Origin of the sequence: Gemmata palustris (assembly GCF_017939745.1) — a bacterium.
Taxonomy (GTDB): domain Bacteria; phylum Planctomycetota; class Planctomycetia; order Gemmatales; family Gemmataceae; genus Gemmata; species Gemmata palustris.
This window is the reverse complement of record NZ_JAGKQQ010000001.1, coordinates 1,015,213-1,029,435: the sequence shown is the minus strand read 5'-3', so window position 1 is coordinate 1,029,435 and position 14,223 is coordinate 1,015,213. Positions and strand designations below refer to the sequence as shown.

Below are 14,223 nucleotides of genomic sequence, written 5' to 3'. Positions count from 1 at the left end.
GGGTGATCTTCGCGCCTGGCGCGCTCGCCCAGCTCGGCGAAGCGGTGCGGTCCGTCGGGGGCACGCGCGTGGTGCTCGTGACCGACCGCGGTCTCGAGCACGTCGGGCACCCGCAGCGCGCGCTAAAAGTCATGCGCGAGGCCGGGTTGGAGGTGTTTCTCTTCGACGGCGTGAAGGAGAACCCGACCGAGCGCGAGGTGGACGCGGGCGTCGTGTTCGCGCGCGCCCACCAAATCGATTGCATCGTCGCCGTCGGCGGCGGCAGTTCGATGGACTGCGCGAAGGGGATCAACTTCATCCTGACCAACGGCGGGCGGATGATCGACTACAAGGGCCACGGCAAGGCGACCAAGCCGATGCTGCCCTCGGTCGGCGTCCCCACCACCGCCGGAACGGGCAGCGAAGCGCAGAGCTACGCGCTCATCACCGACGAACGCAGTCACCTCAAGATGGCGTGCGGCGACAAAAAGGCCGCGTTCCGGGTCTCGATCCTCGATCCCGAACTGACGCTCTCCCAGCCGCGCTCCGTCACCGCGGTGACGGGCATTGATGCGGTCGCCCACGCGATCGAGTCTTACGTCTGCACCAAGCGGAACCCCGTCTCGGCAATGTGCGCGCGGGCCGCGTTCCAGCACCTCGAACCGAACTTCGAGACGGCCCTGCGATCCCCGCAAGACCTCGCCGCGCGGTCCGCAATGCAGATCGGATCGCACCTCGCGGGGATGGCGATCGAGAACGCGATGCTCGGTGTGTGCCACAGTTGCGCGAACCCGCTGACCGCGCACTACGGCATCACCCACGGTGTTGCGATCGGCGTCATGCTCCCGCACGTCATCCGCTTCAACGCCCCCGCCGCCGGGCACCTGTACGCAGAACTAGTCGCAGAGCGTGGCCTCACCAACGGTCAACCGGCCGCCGAAGTGCTGGCCGCCCGTGTATCGCAACTGACGGCCGCGGCCGGGTTGCCGCAATCACTGAAAGAGTGCGGGGTCAGCGACACTATCCTTCAATTGCTCGCCGAAGAAGCGAATCAGCAGTGGACGGCACGATTTAACCCCCGCCCGGTGACGGAAGCCGATATTCTCAGGGTGTATCAGGCCGCGTGGTAACTCGTGAGGTGCCCGCCATGTCTCGCGCTCTGTCCCTCGCCGCGCTCGCCGCGGTGGTACTCTCCCCCGCGTTCGTATCGGGCGACTGGCCCGTGTTTCGCGGCGACGCGCTCATGACCGGAGCGGGCACGTCAAAGCTCCCAGACCAACTCGAAGAGCGCTGGACGTTCAACACCGGCGACGCCAAGTCCGCCGGGGGCATTGAGGGCGCCCCGGCCATCGCCGGAGGATCGGTCTTCGTCGCGTCACTGGACAAGCACCTGTACGCCCTGGACCTCGCGACCGGCAAACAGAAGTGGAAGGTCAAACTCGGCGCGATGAAGGCGTCGCCGAGCGTTAAGGGCGACCGCGTGTACGTGGGCAACCTGGACGGCAAGTTCTTCTGCCTGAAGGCAAGCGACGGCTCGAAAGTGTGGGAGTTCGAGACGAACGGCGAGATCATGGCCGGGTGCAACTTCCACGGCACGAACGTTCTCATCGGCTCACACGACTCTACCCTCTACTGCGTCGATGAGAACGGCAAGAAGGTGTGGGAGGTGAAGACGGACGGCCCGGTGAACGGAGCCCCGGCAGTAATCGGCGACGTGACCTTCGTCGCGGGCTGCGACAGCATCCTTCACATGCTCGACGCGAAAACCGGCAAGGAACTCGGTACGGTCGATCTCGGCGGACAAGCGGCCGCGACCGCGGCTATCCTGAACGACGTCGCTTACGTGGGAACAATGGCGAACACGGTTGTCGCGGTCGATCTGAAGAAGAAGGAAAAGCTGTGGTCTTTCGAGGCGGCCACGCGGCAGCAGCCGTTTTATGCGTCCGCGGCGGCCGGAGAGGTCGTTGTTGCGGGGAGCCGCGACAAGAAGGTGTACGGCCTCAACCCGAAGACCGGTAAACAGGCATGGAGCTTCACCACCGAGGGCCAAGTAGACGCTTCACCGGTGATTGTGGGCGGGAAGGTGTTCGTCGGGTGCCTGAGTGACGAGGGGCACTTCTACGTTCTCGATCTGAAGACCGGCAAGAAGCTCCAGGAACTGACGCTGGATTCGGCCGTCTCCGGTTCCGTGGCCGTCGGACCGGATTGTCTCGTCGTGGGCACCGATAAGGGTGTCGTGTACTGCCTGGGGAAGAAGTAACCCGTTGTCGCCTGTGCGAGTGATTCCGCCATGACTGTCAGCGCTGCCGAACAAGAGAAGACCGGGCTGGGCAACTACTTCATCGCGAACTACCCGCAGTTCTCGTTCTGGAACAACTCGTACCTCCCGGACGCGCAGCGGGCGATCAACTCCCCGCCGCGCCCGGGCGTACCGCTCGGGTTGTACCTGCACATTCCGTTCTGCCGGAAGCGGTGCAAGTTCTGCTACTTCCGCGTCTACACCGACAAGAACGCCAGCGACATTTCGGTGTACCTCGACGCCATTACGAAAGAAGTCGAGCTGCTGAGCAAGACCGCGTGCGTCGGGGGCCGCCCGCTCGACTACGTCTACTTCGGCGGCGGAACGCCGTCGTACCTCAGCGCCACGCAACTCGACGGGTTGATGACCCGGCTCCGCGAGATCATGCCCTGGGATTCCGCACGCGAGATCACCTTCGAGTGCGAACCGGGTACGCTCCAGAAGCACAAACTGGAGATGCTCCGCAAGCACGGCATCACCCGGCTCAGCCTCGGCGTCGAGAACTTCAAGCCGGAGATCCTCCAGTACAACGGCCGCGCGCACTTGGAGGACGAGATCTACCGCGCGTTCGGTTGGGCGCGCGAACTCGGGTTCCCGCAAATCAACATCGACCTGATCGCGGGCATGGTCGGCGAGGACTGGGACAACTGGAAGCAGTGCATCGAGAAAACGATCAAGCTCGATCCCGACTGCGTGACGATCTACCAGATGGAACTGCCGTACAATACGGTGTTCTCCAAGGAACTCAAGGTACTCGGCAACGACGAACCGGGCCTCGCGGTCGCGGACTGGCCGACCAAGCGCGCCTGGACCCGGTACGCCTTCGACGAACTGGTGAAGGCCGGCTACGAGGTCTCCAGCGCCACGACGGTGGTGAAGAGCAAGGCGAAGACGCGGTTCGTGTACCGCGAGGCGCTCTGGCGCGGGGCGGACATGTTCGGGACCGGCGTCGCGTCGTTCGGGCACGTCAACGGCGTCCACATCCAGAACGTCGACACGTGGGAGGCTTACGTCGCGAGCCTCGACGCCGGCGAACTCCCACTGGGCCGCGCGTTCCCCACGGCCGAGCGCGACCGGCTCATCCGCGAAGTCGTGCTATTGCTGAAGACCGGGCACCTTGATGTCGGGTACTTCCGCGACAAGTACAAGGTGGACGTCCGCGACGAGTTCCGCGCCGCGTTCGAGAAACTGGAGCGCGACGGGTGGCTCAACGTGACCGGCGAGAGCATCGACTGCACGCCCGACGGCCTCATTCAGATCGACCGCCACCTCCCCGTGTTCTTCGACCCGCAGTACATTAGCTCGCGGTATACGTGAGCGCCAAAAGTAAGAGCGCCGCGGATAAACGCAGATAACGCGGATCAAGCAGAAGGCGGATTGGCCACAAAAAAGCACAAAGGGCACAAAAGAAGACCGAGATGTAGAAAGCAGAGAGAATAGGAATCAGAAAACGATTTGGGAATTTAGCTCTGATGGGATTTATCCTGCTCTCTGTCCTCTGTTTTCTTTTGTGCCCTTTGTGCTTTTTTGTGGCCAATCCGTCTTTCTGATCTGTGTTATTCGTGCCTGACTTCCTCTCCCACTTCCAGTTGTTCCGCTCCCTCGGTGAAGCGCCTCATGTCCGAACCGCTCACGTTCATGATGGGCAAGCACCCGGCCCCGGTGCCGGGCGACCTGCGCTACTGCAAGAACCACATGTGGTGCCGGCCCGGTGGGGACGGGGTCCACGCCTTCGGGTTCACCGCCTACGCGGTGCGGCTCATGCAGGACGTGTACTTCCTCGAATGGCGAATCGAACCGGGGCTCGTGACCGCGAAGCAGGAGATCGGGTTCATCGAGACGCAGAAGGCCACCTCCGGGCTGTACGCACCGGTCGCGGGCCGGATCGTGAGGTTCAATGCCGCGCTCTTGGAAGATCCCGGGACGATCAACCTCGACAATTACGGGCGCGGGTGGCTCTTTGAACTCGTCGGCGACCCGGCCGACACGCTCGACGCGGGCGCCTATTTCGCCCACCTGGAAGCGGGCTGGGAAACGACCCAGAGGGTACTCAAGGGGCAGATCAACGCGAGCGCCGACTGATTGGTTGTTCCGCGCCCCGGCGGGTGTTACGATCTACCCAGATCACCTGACGGACGAGGCGCCCATGAAGCCATCAGCCGTACTATTGATAGATCTTGAAAACTTCTACCTGAGCCGGATCGACTACTTCAACAACAGGGGCATCCGGGTCGAGGAGCGCCCGTCGTTCGCCGAGGACCTGAAAAACCTGGTGCGGCACGCGCACCGCATGGCCGGGCTCCCGTTCGCGGTCCGGCGCGCCTACGCGGACTTTGAATCGCTCCGCGTGGAGCCGCAGGATTTGATGCGCCAGGGCGTCGAGCCGGTCCAGGTGTTCCGCCTGTCCGGGAAGTCCGCGAATAAGAACGCCGCCGACATGAAGCTCGCGATGGACGCGGTCGCACTGCTCGGGGCCGGCGCCCCGGTCGAACACTTCGTCCTCGTTTCCGGCGACGCGGACTTCATCCCGGTGATTCTGGAACTGAAGCGCCGCGGGCACACGGTCTCGGTGATCGCGGTTACCGGGGCGACCAACGATTTGATTCAACGGTTCGCGGACAAGTTCGAGCTGTTCGAGAGCCTCGGGCGCGGGGCCGATCAGGTAACCAAAGTCAACGGTACCAACGGGTTCAAAAGCTCCTCGCGGTCCGCATCGGGTACGCGAGCAGTGCCGGTCGAGCGACTGGCGCTGCCCCAAACGCCGGAACCGCACACGGCTGGGCACTACAAGCACCTGCTCGCGAGCGGGCGCGCGGACGCGAACGAGGCCCGCGTACTGACCGTCCCGTGGGAGTCCCTCGTCTGGGTGTGCGACGCGGTCGTTCCCGCGCTCGCGCCCCCGACCGGCAGTCCCGCGACCTCAATGGACCTCATGTCCCGGCTCCAGACCGCCGCCCGCGCAACGGACGTTCCCGATCTCGCGTCCCATGTCGCGCTGGTCCACTCCGCCGTCCGCTGTTCGCTCCCGGTGCCATCGGTCCCGGGCGGTGTCTACGTGCTGTCGCCGGAAACGACCGGCGAACAGATCCGGCGGAAACTGCTCCGGTACGTCGTGTACGTGTTGAATTGTCGGCTCTCCGAGAACGGGGTGAAGGGGCCGATCCGCGCCGAGGCGGTCGCGGCGATGTTCGACCCCGGCCCCGCAGCCGAGCAGGTGACAGCCGAGGTCACTCAGGCGCTCGCGGAGCCGGAACTCGCTCCCCCCACCACAAGTTTGGGCGCATCACCCAAACCACCCGCGCGCGCGGACGACGTTCACACACCGGACGGGTACCGGAAGTTGCTCCAGAAGGGCGGAACGAAGGGTACCGACACGGAGCACATGCGCGTTCATCACACGCCCTGGCCGTCGGTCGAGCGCGTGTGCGCGGACACGTTCACCGCACTCTTCCCCGGAACGGGCGGCGCCGGAGCACTCCAGCGCGGGCAGTTCCTCGAACGCCTCTACGCGGCCGAAGAGGAAATGTGCCTCGACAACTATCGGTCGCACGTGCGCCGCGCGTTCGCCGTACTCGGGCTCTCGCACGCGATTCTAGAAGATGGCGAGCGCGTCACGCTCCACCCCGACGTCACGGAACCGGGCCACATCCGCTGGGCCGTACTGGGGATCATGCTCAAACTGCTCGCGATCCGGTTGGAAGAAAAGGGGCTCGCCGAACCGGTGCGGCCGGACACGTTCGTCGCGGCGATCGAAGCGGGGCCGTTCACCAATGAACTGCTTCCCGAGATCGCCAACACGATCTTGAGCATGTACCAGGCGCCCGACGATGACGAGTTGGTGCTGATTCCGGAGCCCGCTGCGAGCGCGGAGGAAACTGTCGAACTCGGTACCGTCGAACCCGCCAACGAAACCGAGCAACAAGACGCAGAACTGGCACCCGGCGCCGATCCGTTCGCCTTCGACGGCGCAATACTCGAACACGCGCCGACCACAACTGACTCCGAGGCCGTGTTGGAACTGGCCCCGGGAGTTTCTGAAGCCCCGACGTCCGAGGTCGTTGACGTATCGGCGATCACCAGTGAGGCGGTCGCAGCGGTCGTCGAGCCGGCCGTGCGTGTGTTCCCCGCCGCCGAACCGCCCGCGCCCGCCCCCTCCGTTCTGCTGCCCGTGCCGTCGGAGCCGGAACTGGTCGTGTTCGCTCCTTTGATCGAGGGCGGAGGCGCGCCCGAGGTGCCGGAAATCGTCCCGGTCGCGGACTGGGTGCCCGACGACGTGCTCTTCCCGGACCTGGAGTTCGGGGCCGAGCGCGTGACCGAGCGCCTCACCGGGGGATCATCGCCGCCGCACCCGTCCACTGAAATGCTCGCGCCGGCCGATAAGATAACACCTCCCCCCCAACCACCGTCCGCTCTATTACCGCTGCCGCCATTGCCACCGGAGTCCGCATGAGTCGTTCGCGCGTTACCGTCGTTCTCTCGCAAGCGCCGGGGAAGCACCCGGCGAAGCGGGCGCTCGAGGAGAGCGTTGTCGCAGCGCTCCTACTCGAACCGGATTTGGAAGTCTCGGTCGTTCCCAACCTGTATGACCTCGGTCCCGACCACAGCGGGCGCCTCTTCCTCGGGGGCGTCAAAGGCGACATGGTCGTGCTGTCGTGGTTGTACCCCCGCGCCGCGTTCTGGCTGCTCGACCGCGACGGCATCAAGGGGCACTTCGGCGAAACGCAACTGAAACCGCCGGCCGACGAGGACGACGACGAGGCGGAAACCGACACACCGGTCGAGAAGCCCGAAGCGATCGGCCCGAGCGGGGAGATCCCCGACCGGCACATTTATACGCTCGATTTGCGGGACTCGAACAAGCACGAGGCGTTCGTCGCGGAGATCAAGCGCGTCACCGCGGAGTGCCGCGATCGGCGCGAGACCAAAGCGCGAGCGAAGGCCGTAAGCAGCCCCGCGATCCTGCAACTCGGGCTCTCGCTCTCGAAGCCCGAACCGGAACTGCCGCCCGCCCAGCGCGCGTTCACGCCCGAGGCGATGCTCGCGCCCGCGGGGCGCCGGTGGTACCCGGTCATCGACTACAGCCGGTGTACGAACTGCCTGGAGTGCCTCGACTTCTGTCTGTTCGGGGTTTATGGGGTCGATTCCATCGAGCGCATCCTGGTGGAGAACCAGGACCAGTGCAAGAAGGGCTGCCCCGCGTGCAGCCGCGTGTGCCCGCAACAGGCGATCATCTTCCCCGAGTACAAGTCGCCCGCGATCGCCGGCGCGGAAACGGGCGCCGCGGTCGGCGGGTTGAAGATCGACCTGAGCCGGCTGTTCGGCGGCGACATGGGCGACGCCCTGAGTGCGGCCGTTCAGGAGCGCGACCGGGAACTGGTGAACGACGGACGCGACGCGGTCGGCGCGAGTGTGGGCATGCCGAAGCGCCAAGCGGACAAGCCCGCGGGACCGAAGGACGACCTGGACCGACTCGTGGACGACCTGGACAACCTGGGGCTGTGACCGAGCGCCTCCTGCATACCTGCCGCAACAAGGGGCCGGTGTGGCACTTCTGAAGCGATTCTCCGACGCGCTGCGCTCGATGTTCGCGTCGACCGCGCCCGCAGCGCCGTCGGCCGCGGAGCGCGCCGGGCGGCTCGAAACCCAGATCCGCCGACTCGTGGACGACATGCCGCCGCTGCCGGTCACGGCCACGCGGGCGCTCGCGCTGATGGAAGACCCCGATGTCTCGCTGGCCGCCATCGCCGACCTGATTCGGGAGGACGCGGCCCTGGCGACCGGCTTGTTGCGCGTCGCGAACAGCGCACTTTTCGCCGGCGGCGCACCGACGATCCGCCTCGATCAAGCAGTGGTCCGGCTCGGGCTGTGGACGTGCAAAAGCATGGTCACCGCGATCGGGCTGCGGGGACGGCTCCGCGGGCGGGCCGCAGCGGGCGAACCCCAGCGCCAAGCGCTGTGGCACCACGGCTTCGTCACCGCGTCCATCTGCGCGCAACTCAACCGCACGCACCGCCTCGGGTTCCACGGGGAAGAGTATTCGGCCGGGTTGCTCCACGACCTCGGGCGCGTCCTGATCGCTCTGGCCGACCCGGAGTGCCTCGCGCTCGCGGACGTCATGGACTTCCGGGAAGAGGGCGACGTGCTCGCGCGCGAGCGCGCGGCGATCGGGGCCGACCACTGCGCGCTGGGCGGGTGGTTCGCCGAACTGAGTAACTTGCCGCCGGAACTGGTCGAAGTGATCCGGCACCACCACACCCCGCGCGCACCCGGCGAGGGTCCGCGCCTCGTCGCTCTCGTGGCCGCGGCCGATCACATGGCCAACCACCTGCGCTGCGGCGGAACCGCCGAGAATTACGATCCGAAAACGAACCCGCGTCTCCCCGGCTTGTTCGCGGGGTGGACCGGGGCGCGGTTGGAGCGGCTGGTCGCGTCCCTTCCCGAACTCATGCGCGAAGCGGTCACTGCGGCCGAGCGCGAACTGGGCTCGCGCTAGCCGGTTCAGTGAGCCGCGAAGGAGTGGGAAGCCACCTTCATAGGATGAATCGCGGACACGGGCACCATCAACGTGCGAGGATTGTTCATCCCCTCACGATCAACGCAGCCGCCCTGCCCGTTTGAATCGAATGGATATTGCATGATTCCCCCGGACCGCCTCCGCGCCGCATACGTCACCGCACGCGACGCGCTCCTCGCGGAGCGCGTGCCGGAAGGTCACTGGGTCGGCGAACTTTCGACGTCCGCGCTCTCGACCGCGACCGCGGTGATGGCGCTGCACCTCGTGAACCCGTTCGAGCACCGCGCGCGCATTGATGCCGGCCTGAAGTGGCTCGCGGACCACCAGAACGCGGACGGCGGGTGGGGCGACACGGTTAAGAGTTTCTCGAACATCTCGACGACGATGTTGTGCCGGGCCGCGTTCAAGTTGGCCGGGGAAAAGGAACAGGGCGAGACGATCCGGCGCGTGGAAGAGTTTCTCACGCTGAGGGCCGGTGCCCTTCCCGCGCGCCGGGCCGCCGCGATCCGCCACCGTTACGGCAAAGATCACACGTTCTCGGTGCCGATCCTGATGACATGCGCACTGGCGAAGTTGGTTTCCTGGGACAAAGTGCCCCGGCTGCCGTTTGAAGCGGCATATTTACCGCAGAGCTGGTACCGGTTCGCGAAGATGCCGGTGGTGAGCTACGCCCTTCCCGCTCTCATCGCGATCGGTCAGTGTATCCACCACCACCGGCGCTCGCGCAACCCGATCCGCAACGCCGTGCGCCGGTTCGTCCGAAATCGCACCCTGAACGTACTGCGTCGCATTCAGCCGACGACCGGTGGGTATTTGGAAGCCACACCGCTGACGAGCTTCGTCGTGATGGCACTCGCCTCTATGCGCCGCAAGCGCACCGATTCCGAAAAGCAAGTGATCGATGAGGGCGTGCGGTTCATCGTGAACTCGGTGCGCCCCGACGGAAGCTGGCCGATTGATACGAACCTCGCGACGTGGGTCACGACGCTCTCTGTAAACGCGCTCGTTGCGGTTGGCGATGCAGCGTCGATACCGGCTCCTCCAAAGTGGGAAGGCGGCTCACTCTGGGACTGGCTAATGGGCCAACAGTACCGAGTGAGGCACCCGTACACTGGGGCCGACCCCGGAGGTTGGGCGTGGACCGATCTCCCCGGCGGAGTTCCTGACTGCGACGATACGCCCGGAGCAATTCTGGCGCTCTACCACCTCGGTTACAGTCACTATCCCACGGAGAGCGTCGGCTGGGTCATTCGATTACAAAACTCCGACGGCGGGTGGCCGACGTTTTGTCGGGGGTGGGGCACGCTCCCGTTCGATCGCAGCGGCGCGGATTTAACAGCACATGCCCTTCGTGCGCTCGCAGTTTGGTCCAAGCGTTTTAAAGATGACCCTCGCGGCTGGATCGGCAAACCAGAGAGCAAGTATCAATTTCTCATTGCTCACTTAGGTTTGACCTGGAAACAGTACCACGCGACGGTCTCTCGCGGCCTTGCCTACCTCACCAAGCAACAGCGCCCCGACGGATCATGGTTGCCGCTGTGGTTCGGCAACCAGCACGCTCCCGACGACACCAACCCCGTGTACGGCACCGCGCGCGTACTCGCTGCGTACCGCGATTTGGAACTAAAAGATTCGCCGGAGTGCCGGCGCGGGGTCGAGTTCCTGCTGTCCGTGCAGAACGCGGACGGCGGGTGGGGCGGGGCAAAGGATTGCCCGTCGAGCGCGGAGGAAACGGCGCTCGCAGTGGAAGTGTTGCTCGCCCTGGCGCCCGGTGACGCCGTTCAGCGCGGGGTCGCGTGGCTCGTGGACGCGGTCGAATCGGGCCGGTTCCGCGACGCCAGCCCGATCGGGTTCTACTTCGCGAAGCTGTGGTACTTCGAGAAACTGTACCCGCTCATCTTCACCGTCGCGGCGCTCGGTGTTGCTTGTAGGGTGGGTCAAGGCGAGGCTCCGCGAGCCGAAGGCCCACCACAGCCAGCATAGAGCGCACAGGGCGGAAGCCCTGTGCTACGAACGCCGGCCCCTCCGGGGCGGAAACACATTGGCCTTCATTGCCGCATCGAGAACGAGATGAAAGCGACCGGGCAGCAGATGGTTCTCTGTCTTCGCCCCGGAGGGGCCGGCGTTCGTAGCAGAAGCCCTGTGAACCTGGGACGGGGACCAATCCCCAATGCCTTTCCGCCCCGGAGGGGCCGGCGTTCGTAGCACAGGGCGGAAGCCCTGTGCTTACCCCACCCTACTTGCGCGGCGGAAGGATCGGCTTGAACGGCTCCTTGCCCTTCTTGTCGAGGTTCTTGTTCAAGTCCGCCGGGTCGAAGTCCACCTTCGCGCCCTTCTCGGGCACTTCGACCTTCGCACCCCAAAGGATCGCGTTCACCACCACGCGGCGGAAGTTCTCATCGCCCCAATTGCGGTGCGCGTGACCTCCGGTGAAGCCAAAACTGCGCCCCGCGTTCGCGCGCTCGAAGGCCCACGCCATCGTTTCGATTTCGCCCTTGCGCGCCTTCGTGTGCGGTGTGCGCCGCGAATCTTCTGGCGGAACGGCCTGCAGAATCGGCGTAACGCCCTTCATGTCATCGATCCAGCGCATCCCGAAGTACCACTCGTCGTTGAGAGTGAACGGCTTCACCCCGCGCGTGATCTCGTGCTTCGGTAAGCTCCGAATGTTCGCGTCCCAGTGCGGGTTGATCGAGTACCCGGTTTCGTAATAACCGCCCAGCCAGCCTTTCACCGGACCCGCGATGTCGCGGTCACCGGACTTCACCGGGTATTCGACCGCGTAGTGCATGTTGACCCACCCCGCCCCGCGATCGAGTTGTTTCTGGATGATCTTCATGCGTTCCGGCTTGATCGCGGGGTGCCCGCCCCCGCCGTCCATGTACATCACGATGCAATCGGCGGTGTCGAACAGCTTCTCGTTCTTCGGCCACCCGTTGCGGGCCATGATCGGGAACACACCATCCGTTTGTTTGAGCAGATTCATGAGAATCGCGCTTCCTGCGAAGAATTCGTGGTCGCCCGGTCCGTGACTGGCCTGACCCGCGACGATCAGAATTCGCTTCCCCTTAAAGTCGGCCGGCGGTTCGACTTCGAGCGGAACTTTCGATTGGTCATAGGGATCGGTCTTCGGCTCATCGGCCCGAAGAGCGGCAAATGGGGTTAAGAGCAGGAGCGCGGAGAGGAATCGCGTCATGGCGTGAAAGACTCCGAGTTGGGGTGAGGTATCTGGCGGATGGTACCGGGCGACTACACGAAAACGCGCCGCAAGTCGGAACGCAAGCGCTGTTTTCATTTGCGTCACCGGTGGGTTGTGACCAAACTGGTTCTGATACCCGCCGCCCCGTATCTTCTCTCTGCGCGCTCCCGCAAGAGCCGTAACTCGCTTTGCCCCTGCCGTTGCCAAGGGATCAACCGTGACGACTGTCGCCGAAGCCATTACGGAAGCTACGTCCGAACGCGCCCCGACCAAGCCCCCCAAGCTGAACTCCGCCGCGTTCAAAGAAGTCCCCCAATCGCGTGAGGTGCGGGACGCGATCCGCGCCGCGGTCGAGAAGTTCTGCAAGACGGTGGACAAGTCGAAGCCGCTCACGCGCGAATCGACCCGCGAGATGGCCGAAAAGGTGCTCGGCCCGCTCGGACTGGGCGAATCGTGTCTCGGCTTCACAATGGTGATGCTGACCAACGAGTTCTGGCGCGATCAGGTCGCCGCGATCCCGTTCCACCGCCGGCTGATGCTCCTCCCGCACTGTTTGAAGAACGCCGAGGGGTGCCCCGCCGAGTACGACGAACTCGGTTTGGACTGCAAGAAGTGCGGCGCGTGTGAGGTCGGTGATTTTCGCACGAAGGCGGAAGAACTCGGCTACAAGGTGCTCGTGAGCGAGGGCACGCCGATCGTTCTGAAGATCATCGTGAGCGGCCACATCGATGCCATCGTCGGCGTCGCGTGCCTCAACGTGCTGGAGAAGGCGTTCGACAAGGTGCTGCTCGCGGGCATCCCGTGCATCGCCACCCCGCTACTGTCGAGCAACTGCAAGAACACGTCGGTGGACAACGACTGGGTATTTGAGTCGATCGGCCTCCACACCCCCGCGCCGGGCACGAAGACCAAAACGTACATGCACCTGATGCGGGCCGCGAACGCGATGTTCGACGACCCGGAATTGTCGCGCTTGGTTCCGCGCCCCCGGGCGACGGCGCCGGAAACTGATCCGCTCCGCAAGCACGAAACGATCGCTTACGACTTCCTCGCCCGCGGCGGCAAGCGCTCGCGCCCGTTCATCACGCTCGCCAGCTACGATGCGCTCAAAGGCGCGCCGGCCACGCTCTCCGAAACCGGCTGGGAACTACCCGACTCGGTGAAGCGCGCGGCCATCGCGATCGAGACGTTCCACAAAGCGAGTCTTGTTCACGACGACATCGAGGACGACGACGCCTACCGCTACGGCGCCGAGACACTGCACCGCACCCACGGCGTCGGTACCGCAATCAACTTGGGCGACTACCTCATCGGCCTCGGCTACCGCAGTGTGTCACGCGAACGCAAAGTTCTGGGTGCCGAAGTCGCTGCGGATGTTCTCGACAAGCTCGCGGACGCGCACATCAAGCTGTCCGAGGGCCAAGGCGCGGAACTCCTCTGGCGCGACGCGAAGGACCAAGCGCTCACCACGCTCGACGCGCTGAAAATCTACGCACTGAAGACGTCGCCCGCGTTCGAGGCCGCCCTCTACACCGGCGTGCGACTGGCGGGCGAGGCGACCGCTTACGAGAAGATGATCGCGGACTTCAGCCGCAACGTCGGCGTCGCGTTCCAGATCCTCAACGACATCAAGGACTGGACTGGCGACGAGGACAACAAGCTCGTCTCGGGACAAGACGTGCTCGCGGCCCGACCCACCCTGCTCCTCGCACTCGCGCTCGAAGGCTCGTCGCCGGCCCAGCGCGAAGAGCTCCTCCACCTCATCGCCAGCACCCGAACCGCCGGTGCGGACACCGAAGAGATCGTGGCCCGGGTCCGGCACCTATACTTCGCAGCCAAAGTGTTCGAGAAGGCCGATAAGCTCGTGGACAAGTTCCGCGCGAAAGCCGAATCGCTTGCCGACGAAGTGCAGCCGACCGAGTTCCGCGAACTGCTCTACTACCTCATCGATAGTGTGCTGGAGAAGCCCGAACTCCCGCGCCAGGGCGTGGTACAATTTGTGGAATTGGGTAAATAGGCGAACGGCCGGTGTGAGCCGGCCGGTGCGTTCTCGACGCGAGTTCACCTCTGGTACGGCGCCCACAGTGTCAACCCGTTCGACAAGGTAAGCCGGCCGGTGCGTTCTCGACGCGGTTTCACCGGCCGGCTCACACCGGCCGTTCGCCTGAAAGCTCTCCCCGCCCGTGACGGTATCTCTCCGAGCCTGCCAACCACCCCGCCCGTGTTCCCGCTGCG

The 14,223-nt window shown here is 64.9% G+C and carries 10 protein-coding genes; 9 read left to right on the top strand and 1 reads right to left on the bottom strand.

Going from position 1 to position 14,223, the window contains the following annotated elements:
- Window positions 1-2: 2 nt before the first annotated feature.
- The 8 genes from J8F10_RS04225 to J8F10_RS04190 all read left to right on the top strand — a co-directional run bounded on the left by J8F10_RS04225 (window position 3) and on the right by J8F10_RS04190 (window position 10,775).
- Window positions 3-1,109 carry an iron-containing alcohol dehydrogenase gene (locus J8F10_RS04225; protein WP_315854066.1) on the top strand — a complete coding sequence of 369 codons (1,107 nt, stop codon included), beginning with the start codon at window positions 3-5 and terminating at the stop codon, window positions 1,107-1,109.
- 17 nt (window positions 1,110-1,126) lie between these two features.
- Window positions 1,127-2,239: an outer membrane protein assembly factor BamB family protein gene (locus J8F10_RS04220; protein ID WP_210652613.1), complete on the top strand. Its 1,113-nt coding sequence runs from the start codon at window positions 1,127-1,129 to the stop codon at window positions 2,237-2,239.
- A 30-nt stretch (window positions 2,240-2,269) separates the two neighbouring features.
- Entirely contained in the window at window positions 2,270-3,595 is a 1,326-nt protein-coding gene (locus J8F10_RS04215) for a coproporphyrinogen-III oxidase family protein (RefSeq protein ID WP_210652612.1), read from the top strand.
- A 300-nt stretch (window positions 3,596-3,895) separates the two neighbouring features.
- On the top strand, window positions 3,896-4,360 hold the full coding sequence (locus tag J8F10_RS04210; protein ID WP_210652611.1) for a glycine cleavage system protein H: 465 nt from the start codon (window positions 3,896-3,898) through the stop codon (window positions 4,358-4,360).
- A 64-nt stretch (window positions 4,361-4,424) separates the two neighbouring features.
- Entirely contained in the window at window positions 4,425-6,728 is a 2,304-nt protein-coding gene (locus tag J8F10_RS04205; protein WP_210652610.1) for an NYN domain-containing protein, read from the top strand.
- Window positions 6,725-7,780, top strand: a complete 1,056-nt coding sequence (locus J8F10_RS04200; protein WP_210652609.1) for an ATP-binding protein — start codon at window positions 6,725-6,727, stop codon at window positions 7,778-7,780. Before J8F10_RS04205 ends, J8F10_RS04200 begins: the two co-directional genes overlap by 4 nt.
- Before the next feature lie 40 nt (window positions 7,781-7,820).
- Window positions 7,821-8,771, top strand: coding sequence for an HDOD domain-containing protein (locus J8F10_RS04195; protein WP_210652608.1), 951 nt, complete (start codon window positions 7,821-7,823; stop codon window positions 8,769-8,771).
- A 141-nt stretch (window positions 8,772-8,912) separates the two neighbouring features.
- The gene (locus J8F10_RS04190; protein ID WP_210652607.1) at window positions 8,913-10,775 is read left to right on the top strand and encodes a prenyltransferase/squalene oxidase repeat-containing protein; all 1,863 of its coding nucleotides are present in this window, start codon (window positions 8,913-8,915) and stop codon (window positions 10,773-10,775) included.
- Between the two features lie 253 nt (window positions 10,776-11,028).
- On the opposite strand, the gene J8F10_RS04185 is transcribed toward J8F10_RS04190, so the two are convergent.
- Window positions 11,029-11,985: a ThuA domain-containing protein gene (locus J8F10_RS04185; RefSeq protein WP_210652606.1), complete on the bottom strand. Its 957-nt coding sequence runs from the start codon at window positions 11,983-11,985 to the stop codon at window positions 11,029-11,031.
- Window positions 11,986-12,205: 220 nt separating this feature from the next.
- Here J8F10_RS04185 and J8F10_RS04180 point away from each other — a divergent pair, with 220 nt between their 5' ends.
- Entirely contained in the window at window positions 12,206-14,005 is a 1,800-nt protein-coding gene (locus J8F10_RS04180) for a polyprenyl synthetase family protein (RefSeq protein WP_210652605.1), read from the top strand.
- Window positions 14,006-14,223 lie beyond the last annotated feature (218 nt).